Source organism: Methanofollis sp. (assembly GCF_028702905.1).
Classification (GTDB): Archaea; Halobacteriota; Methanomicrobia; order Methanomicrobiales; family Methanofollaceae; genus Methanofollis.
On the sequence record NZ_JAQVNX010000056.1, the window covers coordinates 1 to 13,293 of the forward strand.

At 62.5% G+C, this 13,293-nt stretch carries 17 protein-coding genes, 2 tRNA genes and 1 pseudogene; 16 read left to right on the forward strand and 4 right to left on the reverse strand.

All coding sequences use genetic code 11. The features are described from left to right. Together PHP59_RS07830 and PHP59_RS07835 are read left to right on the forward strand one after the other, a co-directional pair. Window positions 1-761 (forward strand): annotated as a pseudogene (locus tag PHP59_RS07830) (oligosaccharyl transferase, archaeosortase A system-associated); the annotation flags it as partial. Further along, the gene (locus PHP59_RS07835) at window positions 761-1,726 is read left to right on the forward strand and encodes a histone deacetylase (RefSeq protein WP_300165737.1); all 966 of its coding nucleotides are present in this window, start codon (window positions 761-763) and stop codon (window positions 1,724-1,726) included. The pseudogene PHP59_RS07830 and the gene PHP59_RS07835, both read left to right, overlap by 1 nt. 321 nt (window positions 1,727-2,047) lie before the next feature. Here PHP59_RS07835 and PHP59_RS07840 read toward each other — a convergent pair whose 3' ends face one another. After that, a complete protein-coding gene (locus tag PHP59_RS07840; RefSeq protein WP_300165739.1) occupies window positions 2,048-3,223 on the reverse strand; it encodes a YcaO-related McrA-glycine thioamidation protein in 1,176 nt (391 codons plus the stop codon). A gap of 53 nt (window positions 3,224-3,276) precedes the next feature. Between PHP59_RS07840 and PHP59_RS07845 the strand changes: the two genes are divergently transcribed. Continuing rightward, window positions 3,277-3,564: a DUF2098 domain-containing protein gene (locus tag PHP59_RS07845; protein ID WP_300165741.1), complete on the forward strand. Its 288-nt coding sequence runs from the start codon at window positions 3,277-3,279 to the stop codon at window positions 3,562-3,564. Here the strand turns inward: PHP59_RS07845 and nikR are convergent. Next, window positions 3,561-3,989 (reverse strand): nickel-responsive transcriptional regulator NikR, encoded by a 429-nt coding sequence (gene nikR, locus PHP59_RS07850; protein ID WP_300165743.1) that lies wholly within the window; start codon window positions 3,987-3,989, stop codon window positions 3,561-3,563. The two genes, PHP59_RS07845 and nikR, sit on opposite strands and share 4 nt — an antisense overlap. A gap of 190 nt (window positions 3,990-4,179) precedes the next feature. On the opposite strand from nikR, the gene PHP59_RS07855 reads away from it, so the two are divergent. The 10 genes from PHP59_RS07855 (at window position 4,180) to PHP59_RS07900 (ending at window position 9,889) form a co-directional block, all read left to right on the forward strand. After that, window positions 4,180-5,415 (forward strand): translation initiation factor IF-2 subunit gamma, encoded by a 1,236-nt coding sequence (locus PHP59_RS07855; RefSeq protein ID WP_300165745.1) that lies wholly within the window; start codon window positions 4,180-4,182, stop codon window positions 5,413-5,415. Then, window positions 5,412-5,792: a PIN domain-containing protein gene (locus PHP59_RS07860; RefSeq protein ID WP_300165747.1), complete on the forward strand. Its 381-nt coding sequence runs from the start codon at window positions 5,412-5,414 to the stop codon at window positions 5,790-5,792. The genes PHP59_RS07855 and PHP59_RS07860 overlap by 4 nt, the downstream gene beginning before the upstream one ends. A 1-nt stretch (window position 5,793) precedes the next feature. Continuing rightward, window positions 5,794-6,369 carry a DNA-directed RNA polymerase gene (locus PHP59_RS07865; protein ID WP_300165749.1) on the forward strand — a complete coding sequence of 192 codons (576 nt, stop codon included), beginning with the start codon at window positions 5,794-5,796 and terminating at the stop codon, window positions 6,367-6,369. Continuing rightward, window positions 6,353-6,559, forward strand: a complete 207-nt coding sequence (gene spt4 / locus PHP59_RS07870; protein ID WP_300165750.1) for a transcription elongation factor subunit Spt4 — start codon at window positions 6,353-6,355, stop codon at window positions 6,557-6,559. The genes PHP59_RS07865 and spt4 overlap by 17 nt, the downstream gene beginning before the upstream one ends. Next, window positions 6,559-7,044, forward strand: coding sequence for a GTP-dependent dephospho-CoA kinase family protein (locus PHP59_RS07875; protein ID WP_300165752.1), 486 nt, complete (start codon window positions 6,559-6,561; stop codon window positions 7,042-7,044). Before spt4 ends, PHP59_RS07875 begins: the two co-directional genes overlap by 1 nt. Window positions 7,045-7,107: 63 nt before the next feature. Next, window positions 7,108-7,401, forward strand: a complete 294-nt coding sequence (locus tag PHP59_RS07880; RefSeq protein WP_300165754.1) for a 30S ribosomal protein S24e — start codon at window positions 7,108-7,110, stop codon at window positions 7,399-7,401. Between the two features lies 1 nt (window position 7,402). Further along, window positions 7,403-7,585: a 30S ribosomal protein S27ae gene (locus PHP59_RS07885; protein WP_300165756.1), complete on the forward strand. Its 183-nt coding sequence runs from the start codon at window positions 7,403-7,405 to the stop codon at window positions 7,583-7,585. A gap of 2 nt (window positions 7,586-7,587) precedes the next feature. Beyond that, window positions 7,588-9,147, forward strand: coding sequence for a bifunctional N(6)-L-threonylcarbamoyladenine synthase/serine/threonine protein kinase (locus tag PHP59_RS07890; protein WP_300165758.1), 1,560 nt, complete (start codon window positions 7,588-7,590; stop codon window positions 9,145-9,147). Further along, entirely contained in the window at window positions 9,144-9,695 is a 552-nt protein-coding gene (gene rdgB, locus PHP59_RS07895; protein WP_300165767.1) for an RdgB/HAM1 family non-canonical purine NTP pyrophosphatase, read from the forward strand. Before PHP59_RS07890 ends, rdgB begins: the two co-directional genes overlap by 4 nt. A gap of 47 nt (window positions 9,696-9,742) precedes the next feature. Further along, a complete protein-coding gene (locus PHP59_RS07900) occupies window positions 9,743-9,889 on the forward strand; it encodes a 50S ribosomal protein L40e (protein WP_083523286.1) in 147 nt (48 codons plus the stop codon). Between the two features lie 597 nt (window positions 9,890-10,486). Here PHP59_RS07900 and PHP59_RS07905 read toward each other — a convergent pair. Together PHP59_RS07905 and PHP59_RS07910 are read right to left on the reverse strand one after the other, a co-directional pair. Continuing rightward, window positions 10,487-11,137, reverse strand: a complete 651-nt coding sequence (locus tag PHP59_RS07905; RefSeq protein ID WP_300165761.1) for a putative phosphothreonine lyase domain-containg protein — start codon at window positions 11,135-11,137, stop codon at window positions 10,487-10,489. A 53-nt stretch (window positions 11,138-11,190) separates the two neighbouring features. Beyond that, window positions 11,191-11,955, reverse strand: a complete 765-nt coding sequence (locus PHP59_RS07910) for a sulfide-dependent adenosine diphosphate thiazole synthase (RefSeq protein WP_300165763.1) — start codon at window positions 11,953-11,955, stop codon at window positions 11,191-11,193. 105 nt (window positions 11,956-12,060) lie between these two features. On the opposite strand from PHP59_RS07910, the gene htpX reads away from it, so the two are divergent. From htpX to PHP59_RS07925, 3 genes are all read left to right on the forward strand, one after another. Then, the gene (htpX, locus tag PHP59_RS07915; protein WP_300165765.1) at window positions 12,061-12,945 is read left to right on the forward strand and encodes a zinc metalloprotease HtpX; all 885 of its coding nucleotides are present in this window, start codon (window positions 12,061-12,063) and stop codon (window positions 12,943-12,945) included. 54 nt (window positions 12,946-12,999) lie between these two features. After that, window positions 13,000-13,070, forward strand: a tRNA-Gly gene (locus PHP59_RS07920). Between the two features lie 139 nt (window positions 13,071-13,209). Next, window positions 13,210-13,283: transfer RNA gene (locus tag PHP59_RS07925), tRNA-Val, on the forward strand. The last annotated feature ends 10 nt before the right edge of the window (window positions 13,284-13,293 follow it).

A 13,293-nucleotide genomic window follows, 5' to 3' on the forward strand; every position in this document is an offset into this window, starting at 1 on the left:
AGATCCTGACAAACGACGGGACCAGGTACGTGATCACCGACACCATGATGGACACCGGAAAGTTGTGGGCGATGGCGACCTGGTTCGACCCGAAGGCCGGGCCACAGCCCTACCAGCAGACCTGGCTTGTCCCTGTCGGTCAGGACAACCTTGTACAGTATAGAGTCTACACCCCCGCGTACTTCCAGACGATGACCTCACGCCTCCATAACTTCGACGGCTCGATGTCCGTATCAGACCAGGTCTACTACACCGAGTACGCCGATGCCGCCGCGACCGGTTACGGCCTGCCCGTGATGACGAACCTCTCGATCCTGGACGCGGACACCGCACAGGCGAAGGTGGAGGCCTACAACGCGAAGGCGAAGGCAGGGATGCACGCCGGGACCATCGGCCTCGAGAACAACCTTACCATGGCCGGGAGCGAGGCGCCGGCACTCCAGCACTTCAGGCTCGTCCATGAATCAAGCCAGAACACATACTCCTCAAAGACCCCGGACATCAGATACGTCAAGGTCTTCGAGTTCGTCCCCGGCGCTCATATCAAGGGGGAGGGGACGATCGAGGTGAGCCTGACCGCAAACACGGGAAGGACCTTCACCTACAGGCAGGAGAGCATCAACGGCGAGTTCGTGGTGCCGTATTCCACCTCGGGCACGCCCTATGACGTGCGTGCGACCGGGCCGTACCGGATCGTCGGGACCGGCCGGACCTTCGATGTGTCCGAGGACGCCGTCATGCAAGGGTTGACTATCAACTGATGAAAGCGTCCGCGATCACCGGCAGGGTGTTTGCGAAACACGATATGGAGGGAGGCGCCGAGACAGGCGCCCGCCTGCGGGAGGTCCTCGAAGGCCTCCCGCCCGACATCCCTGTCCGCCCCCCTGTCGCCGCCGACCCGGCCGAGATCGAGATCGTCCATGACCCGGCCTATGTGCGGTGGATCAGGGAGATGGGCAGGGGCTGCTGTTTTCTCGATGACAATACCTATATCACCCCCTCGACCCTGGAGGTCGCTCTCACCGCCGCGGGATCGGCCGGCGCCGCCGCGGAGCGCGCCCTCGACGGCGAGAACTGTTTTGCCCTGGTCCGCCCACCCGGCCACCATGCCAGACCCGCACGGCAGATGGGCTTCTGCATCTTCAACAATGCCGCCTTTGCCGCGGCAAAGGCCCTCCGGGAGGTGGACCGCGTTGCGATCCTGGACTGGGACCTGCACCACGGGAACGGCACCCAGGAGATCTTTCTCGCATCCGACCGCGTGCTCTACCTCTCTGTCCACCAGAGGGGAGGGTTTCCGGGAACGGGTTGGCCCGAGGAGGTCGGCACCGGCGCGGGCAGGGGGTTCACCCTCAACGCGCCCCTCGCACCGGGCGGCGGGATCGCGGACTATGCTTTCCTCTTTGCCGGGGTCTTTCTCCCCGCGGTCCGGGCACACCGCCCTGACCTCTTGATCATCTCAGCCGGGCAGGACGCCCTCGCCGACGACCCGCACGGAGAGATGCACCTGTCTCCGGACGACTACGGGCTCCTGACAAACCTCGCCCTCTCTCTCGACCTGCCCATGGCCCTCGTCCTGGAGGGGGGCTACGGCCCGTCGCACGGGAAGGCGATCGCCGCGATCTTCGCCGCTCTGCGTGGAAAGAAGTTTGAGGAGGAGACCGCACCCCCGCGGCCAGGCACGGTGGCCCTGGTCTCGCGGCTCAGAAAATTGATGATGTACTAGGGGCGGGCTCTGGAGAAGTTTTCATACGGGGATCAGGAGAGACCATTTGGATCCCGCGGGGGGAAGCGCGGGCCGACGCCTTCCCCACAATCTGAACCGGGGGCAAGCCCCCGGACCCCAAAAATTAGGATTGGACGGGGAAAGGGCGGACAGAATATCCAGAGAAGGGAGATTGCCATCCCCGTCCGATCTTACAGGGTGCGAGCATCAGCAAGCTTGAGAAAATCTTTGATTTTCGAGGGACCGGGAGGCGACCGTAGTGAGTTGAGAAAACCGAAGGTTTTCGAGCGGCAGCCCCCCGGCATCGGCACCCCCTCACTGTCACCCCTGCCTGCGGGGGATCCGGTCGCAGTTCATGTGCGAGACCTCGAAGCCCGGCACGATCACGCGGACGACCGGGACCGCGGTCCTCGTGAGGTCGCAGAGAAGGACGCGGTCGGCCGAGGTCGCCACCTCGTCGAGGACGACCCTGATGTCGTCGTCGAAATACGCGGTCGCACGGTTCGGGACATCCTCGATCGGGACCGATGCGGCTTCTCGGAACCACGCGCCATTGATCCGCTTCATTCTCTCGTAGCCCGCCTGTTCGATCAGGTGCTGCCGGCCCGGGTTGACCCGGCCGCCCTGGAGCTGGCTCGCACGGCTCTGGGCCACCTCGGTGAGGGCGCGGAGGGCCGCGATCGTCGGGTCAGGATGGGTGCCGGCGCCCATCACAAGGAGGGCCGGGTCCTTCGTGACCGTGTCGTCTGCAGCCGCGGCGACCGTCGGTATGCCGGTCCGCCCCTCCAGGAGCCAGAGGTGAACCGCGATCCCGTGCCCCTCAAAGAGGTCGATGACCCCACGCACCGGCCCGTCGGCACCGACCGCAAGGCGCCGCCCCATATTCCGCAGCCTTTCGGCCCGTGAGAGGGCGTCGCGCTCGATCACTTCAAGGAGTGCATGGAGGACGGCCTCCTCCATGATATTCCCCGCAGCAAGGCCGTTCGTGTCCGAGGTGAAGAGGGGGACGGTCATGCCCAGACAGTCGTACGGATGGAAGACAGCATTCGAGGGCACGAGGACGTCTTCGTCGTTCAGGATGTCGGTGGCCGGGCTCCAGTGGAGTTTCTCGTCCTTCTCCAGGGGCCGCGGCAGGATGATGTCGGCCGGGTCGAGCGCCCGTATCGGCCCGAGTTCCTCGAAACTCGCGTACTCCATACGGTCGCCATGATACTCGCCGGAGTAGCGCTCGACCGCTTCCATCATTGCGGAGACCTCTGCCTGCAGGGGCCCCTTCCCCTTGCCGGCATGGTATTTTGCCGCACCGATGGCGGCACGCGGGCGGAAGGCCGAGAAACAGGGGATGCCCAGGCGGTCGAGAGAGGTGACGTCCTCGACCGAGACGACGCCGATCTCGTCCATCAGGGGCCCGATGACCTGCAGGGTCTCCTCAGGGGAACATGAACGGTGGGTGCCGTCGAAAAAACATTTTTTGACGTGGTTGAAGGTGAAGGACATTATCAGGGGATTGGCCGGGCGATATTTTATATCTTCACGCTCTATTCTCCTGCATGGAGACCGCGGAGATCGTTGTCGGGATGGCGGTACGCTACCCGCGGACCGGCACGGCCGGGACGGTGGCGAGGATCGAGGAGGTCAGGGGGGAAACCTTTGCCGAGATCGATACCACCGGACTGCTGTACCGGGTCGACACGCTGGAACCTGCCGCACAGCCGGGACGCACCCGGGAAGAGAGAGAGGAGAGCGCCGACGACCTCATCAGGAGAGAGAAGGAGTTCGGCAAAGACCTCGGGGAGGCCTGGAAGAACATCGACAATGCCTGCGAGGGAGGGGGTTAATCCTCCTTCTCGATCGGTATTGTCGTCAGTTTTACCGATTCCACACCCTTCTGGGACATGAGCCTCTCGGCGATCGTCTTGAGAGCCGCACCGTCGCCGCGGAGGAGGATCACTTCCATGCACTGGTCATGGCTGAGATGGGCATGCATCGATGCCTGGATGGTATGGATGTACTCGTGCTGGATGTCGGTGATCGTCTGGAGGAGGCCGCGCTGATCGTGGTCGTAGACCATCGTGATCACGCCCTGCCTCTCGCCCTTGACGTCGGACATCCACTGGTAGTAGGTGATGTAACTCCTGATCGCATCCCTGATGCCCTCGGAACGTGAGGAGTAGCCCCGTGCGCTGATGATGGCGTCGAACTTGTCGAGCAGGTTCTTCGGCAGCGAGATACCGATCCTGGAGAGTTCGCTCTCTGGGTTCATACGATCCTGTAGTACGCGCAAAAATATAAAGCATGGCATTACGCGTAACACCAATTCATTGCCGCCGCCGAAACAGGAACATACATCGTACGCAATGGCCCGCCCACTCCGGGATTTGCCGGCCCCCATGTCCGGCACCGATTTATCTATAAAGAGTGCGATATATATAGGAAGGGAGGTTTGAATCAGTTTGCATGATGCTATGATACCCAACGTCAATATCGGACTTGTCGGGCACGTGGACCACGGCAAGACGACCCTCGTCTCTGGACTCACCGGGATGTGGACCGACCGCCACAGTGAGGAGATGAAGAGGGGGATCTCGATCAGGCTCGGTTATGCCGACGCCACCTTCTACCGTTGCGAAAACCACGAGGGGAGCGAAGCCTATTCCACGAAGGAAGTCTGCCCGATCTGCGGGGCCGCCGGCACCCCGTTCAGGACCGTCTCCTTCGTGGACGCACCCGGCCACGAGACCCTGATGGCGACGATGCTCTCGGGATCGGCCCTGATGGACGGCGCAATGCTTGTCATCGCCGCAAACGAGCCCTGCCCACAGCCGCAGACGAAGGAACACCTTTCGGCTCTCGAACTGGTGGGGATCAAGAATATCGTCATCGTCCAGAACAAGATCGATGTCGTCTCCCAGGCAGACGCCCTCAAACACTATAGCCAGATAAAAAAGTTCGTGAAGGGAACAATCGCTGAGAACGCACCCATTATCCCGGTTTCTGCCCAGAAAGGGATCAATATCGGGGCTCTCATCGATGCACTCGACAAAAATATCCCGATCCCTGAGCGCGACCCCGAAGCATCGGCCAGGATGCTCATCGCCCGCTCCTTCGACATCAACAAGCCGGGAGCGAACTGGCGCGACCTGAAGGGCGGCGTGATCGGCGGATCCCTGACAAGCGGCGTCATCAAAGACGGCGAAGAGATCGAGATCAGGCCGGGCATCCAGACCCAGACCGAGAACAGGACCGTCTGGGAACCGATCGTCACCAAGGTCGTCGCGATCCACACCGGCGACAAGAAAGTGAGTGAGGCGGCGCCTGGTGGGCTGATGGCACTCGGCACGAAGCTCGACCCCGCGATCACGAAGAGCGACACCCTTGTCGGTCAGGTCGCAGGGCATGTCGGTGACCTCCCGCCGATCCACGACCATCTCACCTTCACCGTGAAGTTGATGGACAGGGTCGTCGGTTCAGGAAGCGAACTGGACATCACGCCGCTGAAGCACAAGGAACCGCTGATGCTCTCGGTGGGTACGGCAGTGACCGTAGGCGTGGTGACGAACACGAAGAAGGACCAGGCAGAAGTGGTCCTGAAGAGGCCGGTATGTGCGGACGTGGGAGCGAGGATTGCGATCAGCCGTCAGGTCGAAGGGCGGTGGCGTCTGATCGGCATGGGGATCCTTGCCGAGTGAAGGTGCTTCTGGACACCAATGCCCTGATGATGCCCGTGCAGTTCCGCATCGACATCTTCGAGGAGCTCAGATCCCTCCTCGGGAGGTATGAACCGCTCGTGCTCGCCGACGTGAAGCGCGAGCTGGAGGGGCTTGCCCGGGGCGGCGGAAACGACGCCGCCGCCGCACGGGCCGGGCTGATCTTCGCAGAGCGCTGCCGCGAGGTCGAGAGCCAGAGCAGTGCCCGGGCGGTCGACGACCGTGTGGAGGCGTACGCGGCCGCAGAGGGATGCATGGTGGCGACGAACGACCGCCGCCTGAGGAATGCCCTTCTCGCGGCGGGCGTCCCTGTAATCTCATTGAGAAGCCAGAAAAAATTGGAAATTTTAAGGGGATAGCATGTATTATCGTGTGACGCTCGAGGACAAGGTCAGGGTGCCGCCGCACCGCCTTGGCGAGGACCTGGAAACTGTTATCCTGGACGAACTCCAGAAACAGCTCGAAGGGAGCATAGACAAAGAGATCGGCATCTTCATTGCCGTGACCACGATCGACAGGGTCGGCGAGGGCGAAATCGTCCACGGCGATGGGGCAGTCTATTATGACGTCACCTTCGAGGCCCTGGTGCTCAGGATCGCCCTGCAGGAAGTGATCGAAGGGGAGGTCGTGGAAACGACGAGTTTCGGGGCGTTCATCTCCCTGGGGCCGATCGACGCGATGCTCCACGTGAGCCAGATCTCCGACGACTTCATCACCTACGACGAGAAGAACAACACCCTCAACTGCCAGGAGTCGGGCCGGGCCATCCAGGTCGGGGACGGGATCCGCTGCCGGGTGGTGACCCTGAGCCTCAACGAGCGCGAGCCCCGTGAGAGCAAGATCGGGCTGACGATGCGACAGGCCGGTCTCGGCACGGAAAAATGGCTTGTCGAAGAGCGCACAAAGGAGCAGGAGAGCCATGGCGCCAGCGCGTAAGAAGAAGATGGTGAAGGTCTGCCGCGACTGCCACAAGGTGGTCGAGGGAGAGTCCTGTGTGACCTGCGGGTCGACGAACCTCACCGAGGACTGGACAGGTTACCTCATTATCATCGACCCCGAAGGATCGGAGATCGCACGGCGGATGAACCTCGAAATGCCCGGCAGGTACGCTCTGAAGGTCCGTTGATGCTCCGCCTCCCTGACGAGTGCAGAGACCGTTTCAAAAAGCCGATCGGCAGGCTCTTTCCCGAACTTGCCGATGCCCTTCCCCTGCTTGCGGGCAGGACCGTTTATACGGTGGGGGACGTGGTGACGCACAACCTGCTGGCGGCAGGGGGGTCGCCTGAGATCGCCGTCATAGACGGATATACGATGCGGGCGCCCTGTGCAAAGACTCCCCTCTGCGCCCACCGCCGGGTGCAGGTGAAGAACCCGGCAGGCACCCTCACTGAAGAACTGGTCAGGGCCCTCGAAGATGCCGTGGAGCATCCGCCTGCCCTCATCATCGTCGACGGGGAGGAGGACCTGGCGGTGATCCCGCTCGCCCGTCTCGCCCCCGTGGACTCGGTGATCCTGTACGGGCAGCCGGGAGAGGGGCTGGTGGCGTGCATCGTCACAGAAGACCTGAAAACTCTTGCAAACGATCTATATTCCCTTTTTGTCCGGGTATAACCCGGGATCCGGATCAACCCCCATGCTTTAAATAAATATGTAGACAATATTTGAGGGATATCGATGGAATTTGAGATCACCCGTGACTACCGGAATGAACTTCTGAGCCGGAGGGAAGTGCATTTTACCCTTACCTACGACGGCGCAACACCTTCGAGGGCCCAGATCCTCGGAAAAATGGCTGCCCTCCTGAATGTCAAGGAAAGCCTGACGGTGCTCGACTCAACGAAGAAGCAGTTCGGCATGATGGAACTCCGGGGCGTCGCCAGGATCTATGACGACGAGGAGAACCTGAAGATGACCGAGCGCGAGTACCTCCTCAAGAGGGGCGCCCCGAAGGCAGAGGGGGCCGAGTAAGATGGCGGCGGCGAAGAAGGCTGCACCGACTGCAGTAAAGCGCAGCGCCTATTTCTCGGTCGAGGGTGACAAGGCAGTGCCACAGCGGAAGTACTGTCCCCGTTGCGGGGTGGGCGTCTTTATGGCCCAGCACAAGGGTCGCCTTGCCTGCGGGAAGTGCGGCTATACTGAGTTTTCAGAATAAGGATGCAGAAGGGCGGAAAGGTACTGGGTATTGAGGGGACGGCCTGGAACCTCAGTGCCGCTATTTTCGGCGAGGATCTTGTTTCCCTCTACTCCAGTCCGTATCAGCCTCCGAGCGGTGGGATTCACCCGCGGGAGGCCGCCCAGCACCATGCCTCCGCGATGCGGGAGGTCATCTCCCGCGTGCTCACGGATCCGGACGAGATCACGGCGGTGGCCTTCTCGCAGGGGCCGGGGCTTGGCCCCTGCCTGCGGACTGTGGCGACGGCGGCGAGAGCTCTTGCCCTCGCCCTCGACGTGCCTCTGGTCGGGGTAAACCACTGTGTGGCGCATGTCGAGATCGGCCGGTGGGCGACCGGGTGCAGGGACCCGATCACCCTGTATGTCTCGGGAGCGAATACCCAGGTGCTCGGCTACCTGAACGGCCGGTACCGCATCTTCGGCGAAACCCTGGACATCGGGCTCGGGAACGGGCTGGACAAGTTTGCCCGGAGTAAGGACTTCCCCCATCCTGGCGGGCCGAAGATCGAGGCACTCGCCCGCGGCGGGCGGTATATCGACCTGCCCTATACGGTGAAGGGAATGGACCTCGCCTTTTCCGGCCTGATCTCCGCCGCACAGGAGAGCAAGGCCGACATCGAGGACGTCTGCCACTCTCTCCAGGAGACGGCCTTCGGGATGTGTGTCGAGGTGACCGAACGGGCCCTTGCCCAGGCAGGTAAGGACGAGGTGCTCCTGGTCGGCGGTGTCGCCGCAAACGGGCGTCTCCGCGAGATGCTGAAGACGATGTGCGAGGAGAGGGGCGCCGAACTCTTCGTGCCCGAGCGGCAGTTCTGCGGCGATAATGGTGCGATGATCGCCTACACAGGCCGCATCATGCTGGAGAGCGGGGCGACGATCCCGGTCGAGGCGTCGCGGGCGAACTCCCACTACCGCGCCAATGAGGTGGACGTGGTCTGGCGGCACGGCGAGGTGCTGCGCCTGGTCGAGGAGGGGCCGCGCCGGGGCGCGGAGGCGATCGTGACGATCGACGATGACACGGTGATGAAGAGGCGTGTCTCGAAGTCGTACAGGGTCGCGGCCCTGGATACCCGCCTGATCACGGAGAGGACGCGGGCCGAGGCGCGGCTGATCGCCGCGGCCAGGAAGACCGGGGTGTCGACGCCGATCCTCTTTGATGTCACCGGCGACACGATCATGATGGAGAGGGTCGAGGGGACGATCCTGCGGGACGCCACGACACCGGAGAACATAGAACGCGCCGGCGTCGCGGTCGGCCGCCTCCATGCCGCCGGGATCGTCCACGGCGACCTGACGACCTCAAACATGATCGAGAGGGACGGCAGGTGCGTGCTCATCGACTTCGGACTTGCCCATTCGTCCTCCGAGATCGAGGACCGCGGCGTGGACCTCCACGTGCTCTTCCAGACGCTGGAGAGCACGACAGAGAACCCCGACGAGTTGAAGGAGGCCTTCCTCCGCGGCTATGCCACGGCCCTCCCCGGGGCTGAGCGTATCGCCGAGCGCGAGGAAGAGATCGAGAGGCGGGGGCGGTACCTCTGAGGATCGCGGTCGTCACCTCCAACAGGCACAAGGCCGAGGAGGTGGCGAGTTTCTTCGCGGGCGTCGCCGAGGTGGAGCATATCAGCCTCGATATCCCGGAGTACAGGGACAACGATGTCAGGAACATCGCCCGCGAGAAGGCGCGGTACGCCTGGGGGCAGGTGCGGCGGTCGCTGATCGTCGACGACACGGCCTTCTCGATCGATGCCCTGAACGGTTTTCCCGGCCCGTACGCCGCCTATGTCCAGGGGACGATCGGGAACGAGGGGGTCCTCAGGTTGATGGCCGGGCGGACGGACAGGAAGGCCCACTTCGAGACGGCGATCGCCTACGCGGACGAGGCCGGCGAGGTCAGGGTCTTCTCCGGCATCGTCGAGGGCGAGGTGACCGACGCACCGCGGGGGTGCGATGGGTTCGGGTACGACCCGATTTTCGCGGTCGGCGGCCGGACTTTCGCCGAGATCCCCCTCGCGGAGAAGAACCTGATCTCCCACAGGGCGCGGGCACTCGCCGCCTTCAGGGCCTGGCTGGAGGATCAATATCCTTAAGTGGACAAACGTCGTTGTACTTAGAACGAATAGTGGTGAGATAAGATATGGCACGGTTCCCTGAAGCAGAAGCAAGGTTGCTCAACGTCATGGTCTGCATGCGCTGCAACGCACGGAATGCACTGAGAGCAACACAGTGCCGCAAGTGCGGCTACAAGCACCTCCGCCCCAAGAACAAGGAACGCAAGGCGTAAACAGGATAGAGAGGGACGTGCGACCGGCCGCACGGCAGGTACCCTCACCATACTTTTCTGTGTTATTGCCCGGAGAGTATCCGCGGTGCGTCTGCACGTCCCCCTCCCGAGCGGTCCGGGTGCTCAAAAAGGAATCTCTTGAAATCCTCGCGTAGAGTGTTTCCTGAAGAGGTCACTGTCGAATTCCTGTTCGGGAGTGCCTGGCCCGTGAGGGAGTGTCGAACCACTGCCTTCCCCCACACCACGTGCCACGGGTTTCACCCCCGGACAGCGAAGACTTCGTCTTCTCGACTTCCTCCGGTCGTCCCACAAATTAGGACAGGGACAGTGGACAAACTTCCTCCTCACCATCTCAGTATCTACCGTCCCCAGTCCAATCCTGAGCGGGGAAGACCAAAGGGAGTCGAGAAAATCTTTGATTTTCGAGGTCCGGGGGCAACGAGCGTCAGAGAGTTCGAGAAAACCGTAGGTTTTTGAGGGGTCAGGGGATGGGCCCCCGAAACCAAAACCCGAGACCAGGAATTCTACCGTGACCTCTCAACAAGGAAGTGATCGCTCTACGCGAGGATTTCTCCACAGCCAAAAAAAGGGGTCTATTCAGGCGCTGTAATACGTGACCTTCTTGCCTTCTTCCGCGTACTCCCCGGCAAAGGTCTCGATGTTGCGCTTGTAGCCGATCCTGTTCTCGACGCCGAGGGCCCTGAGCGCTGACCTGACCCGCATGACGTCGGCTTCGTTGCTCCAGTCGGGGGTATAGACATAGACCACTTTTCTCTCGTCACGGGAGTCGGGATTGGGGCGTGCGGTGCTCACTTTTGCGGAGACGCCAAGACTGCCGGCGACGGTGGTGTCCCTGATCTTTTTCCAGAGGGCGTCGACCTCCGCGGTCTCGCAGAAGATGAGCCATTTGCCGGCCTGCTCGCCGTAGGGTTCGATGTCACCGGCCGCGGGGTCGTCGGCGATGATCCAGTAGGTCTCCGTCGTCTTCGAGGGGGTGACGCCCTCGCCTCCTGAGATGAGATGATAGACGGCGGCCGCGCTCCCGAAGCGCCCGACGAGGGCGGCGGCGAGGGGCGGGTACTCGGCCTCGAAGTCGGCGAAGATCGCCAGGAAGTCGTCCTGGAAGTCGGCGCCTCCTTCGACGCGGGCAAAGAGGGGGTCGCCGCGTGCAAGGAGTCCTCTGTTCAGCAGGATCTCGAAGATGCCGTAGGCGGCATCGGCAAGTGCCTCGGAATCGACTTCGTCCATGATCATCTCGTTGGAGAGGTGATCAAAAAAGGTTATCATTCCTGACCGGGAGGTCAGGTCCTGAGCGCAGCGGCGACGAGGTCGGCGGCCCTCTCGCCGGAGAGGAGCATGCCGCCGAAGATCGGGCCCATGCGGCACTCGCCGCCGACGGCATTCGCGGCCATGCCGCAGACGAAGAGGCCGGGGAAGACTTCCTTCGTGTGGTCGAGGATGTTGCCCTCGGCCCTCTCGGCCCACATGAAGCCCTCGCCGCGGATCGGGAGGTCGCCGCCCTTCTTCGCGACCATGTGGCAGATGGTGGCGTCGTGGCCAGTGGCGTCGACGACGGCGCGGCACCTGATGGTGAGGGGGTCGACGTGGAGGCCGGCCATCTCGACCGGACTCCAGTTGATGACGAGGCCCGCGACGCGGCCGTCGGCCTTGACGACGACGTCCTCGACGGCGATGAGGTTGAAGAACTCGGCCCCTGCGGTGCAGGCGGCGGCGGTGAGTTTGGAGACAGACTCGACCGACTTCGCGACATAATAGCCTGGCTCGGCCTCGGTCGAGGCGATGTCGAAGCGGTCGAGGAGGCGCTTTGCCGCGGCCTGGACGACGATCCGCGGGAACATCATGCCGCCGCCCCACATGCCGCCGCCGATGGAGAGTTTCTTCTCAATAAGACCGACTTTCAGTCCTTTCTCCGCAAGGAGCGCAGCGCAGGTGATGCCCGATGGGCCGCCGCCGACGACGGCGACGTCGAGATCGAGGTACTCCACCATCGTCTCCATCTGGGTTTTCAGGATCGCCCTGCTGATTGTCACTTCATCGAGTTCCATCGTTCCACTTCAGGGAAAAGTTAGGGCATACGGATTGAAATAGCCATTCACCACGGATGGGAGGGTCGCAGGTATTATAGGCACAGAGAGATACCTCATAGTAATATGCAATGGAAACGTGATTTCGGGCTCACGATGAGGCAGCTCATGACCTGGGCACTCCTGCTTCTGGTCTACCTGATCTTCCTCACGATACTCGGGAGCCTTTTCGGCATCGGTCCGTGGAGTCTTGTCGCCATCGCCGCGGTGATGGCCTTCGCGCAGTACTTCTTCTCCGACAGGCTGGTGCTGATGAGCACGGGTGCCCAGGAAGTGAGCGAGGAGGAGTACCCCGAGCTCCACCGGATCGTGGAGAAGCTCGCCGCAGAGGCAGGCATCCCCAAGCCCCGCGTGGCGATCATGCCCTCCCCGGTGCCCAATGCCTTCGCAACCGGCAGGAGCCCCTCCCACGCGGTGGTGGCGGCGACCGACTCGATAATGCGTCTGCTCACCCGCGACGAACTCGAGGCGGTGCTCGCCCACGAGATCGCGCACGTGAAGAACAGGGACGTCATGACCCTGACCATCGCCTCGTTCCTGGCGATGGTGGCGGCGATCATCATGCAGAACGCCTGGCTCTTCTCTCTCGGCGACCGCCGGGAGGGGGGCGCCTGGATGGTCGCCTGGGTCGTCTCGATCGTCGTCTGGATCGTTGCCACCCTGCTGATCCGCACCCTCTCCCGGTACCGGGAGTTCGCGGCCGACGCGGGCAGTGCGTACATCACGGGCAAGCCCCGCGCCCTCATCTCCGCGCTCAACAAGATCAGCGGCAGGATGGACATGATCCCGCCGGAGAAGAAGCAGGAGGTCGAAGGGGCGAACGCCTTCTTCATCATCCCGGCCCTCTCCGGCAACAGCATCATGGAGCTCTTCTCCACCCACCCGACCCTGGAGAAGCGGGTCGCTGCCCTCGAGGCCCTCGAAGAAGAGATCGGGTATATGCCGCGGTAAAACCCCCGGCAATACCATTTTATGTTCCCGGTGCGAATATCGTACGGTACTCCTGCATCGATGGTCTAGTGGCATGACTTTGGCCTTCCAAGCCAATAGCCCGGGTTCAATTCCCGGTCGATGCATTCCTTTCTGACACCGCTTCCGCACTGCCCCGCCTTTCTTCGTGCGCACCCGCCCTGTCACGCCCCCCGCCCGCATCGGGAGGCGGGCGGAGAGGAAGAAGGTTTATTATGACGCTACGCCAATGATGTACGAACACGAGGGCTCGTGGTCTAGCTGGCTATGACGTCGCCTTCACACGGCGGAGGTCCTGAGTTCGAATCTCAGCGGGCCCATCTTCTTTTT

Bases quoted from the DNA above. Each gene is read 5' to 3' on its own strand.
- PHP59_RS07835 (WP_300165737.1), top strand. From the start codon at position 761: ATGAAAGCGTCCGCGATCACCGGCAGGGTGTTTGCGAAACACGATATG.
- PHP59_RS07840 (WP_300165739.1), bottom strand. From the start codon at position 3,223: ATGTCCTTCACCTTCAACCACGTCAAAAAATGTTTTTTCGACGGCACC.
- PHP59_RS07845 (WP_300165741.1), top strand. From the start codon at position 3,277: ATGGAGACCGCGGAGATCGTTGTCGGGATGGCGGTACGCTACCCGCGG.
- nikR (WP_300165743.1), bottom strand. From the start codon at position 3,989: ATGAACCCAGAGAGCGAACTCTCCAGGATCGGTATCTCGCTGCCGAAG.
- PHP59_RS07865 (WP_300165749.1), top strand. From the start codon at position 5,794: ATGTATTATCGTGTGACGCTCGAGGACAAGGTCAGGGTGCCGCCGCAC.
- spt4 (WP_300165750.1), top strand. From the start codon at position 6,353: ATGGCGCCAGCGCGTAAGAAGAAGATGGTGAAGGTCTGCCGCGACTGC.
- PHP59_RS07875 (WP_300165752.1), top strand. From the start codon at position 6,559: ATGCTCCGCCTCCCTGACGAGTGCAGAGACCGTTTCAAAAAGCCGATC.
- PHP59_RS07880 (WP_300165754.1), top strand. From the start codon at position 7,108: ATGGAATTTGAGATCACCCGTGACTACCGGAATGAACTTCTGAGCCGG.
- PHP59_RS07885 (WP_300165756.1), top strand. From the start codon at position 7,403: ATGGCGGCGGCGAAGAAGGCTGCACCGACTGCAGTAAAGCGCAGCGCC.
- PHP59_RS07890 (WP_300165758.1), top strand. From the start codon at position 7,588: ATGCAGAAGGGCGGAAAGGTACTGGGTATTGAGGGGACGGCCTGGAAC.
- PHP59_RS07900 (WP_083523286.1), top strand. From the start codon at position 9,743: ATGGCACGGTTCCCTGAAGCAGAAGCAAGGTTGCTCAACGTCATGGTC.
- PHP59_RS07905 (WP_300165761.1), bottom strand. From the start codon at position 11,137: ATGGACGAAGTCGATTCCGAGGCACTTGCCGATGCCGCCTACGGCATC.
- PHP59_RS07910 (WP_300165763.1), bottom strand. From the start codon at position 11,955: ATGGAACTCGATGAAGTGACAATCAGCAGGGCGATCCTGAAAACCCAG.
- htpX (WP_300165765.1), top strand. From the start codon at position 12,061: ATGCAATGGAAACGTGATTTCGGGCTCACGATGAGGCAGCTCATGACC.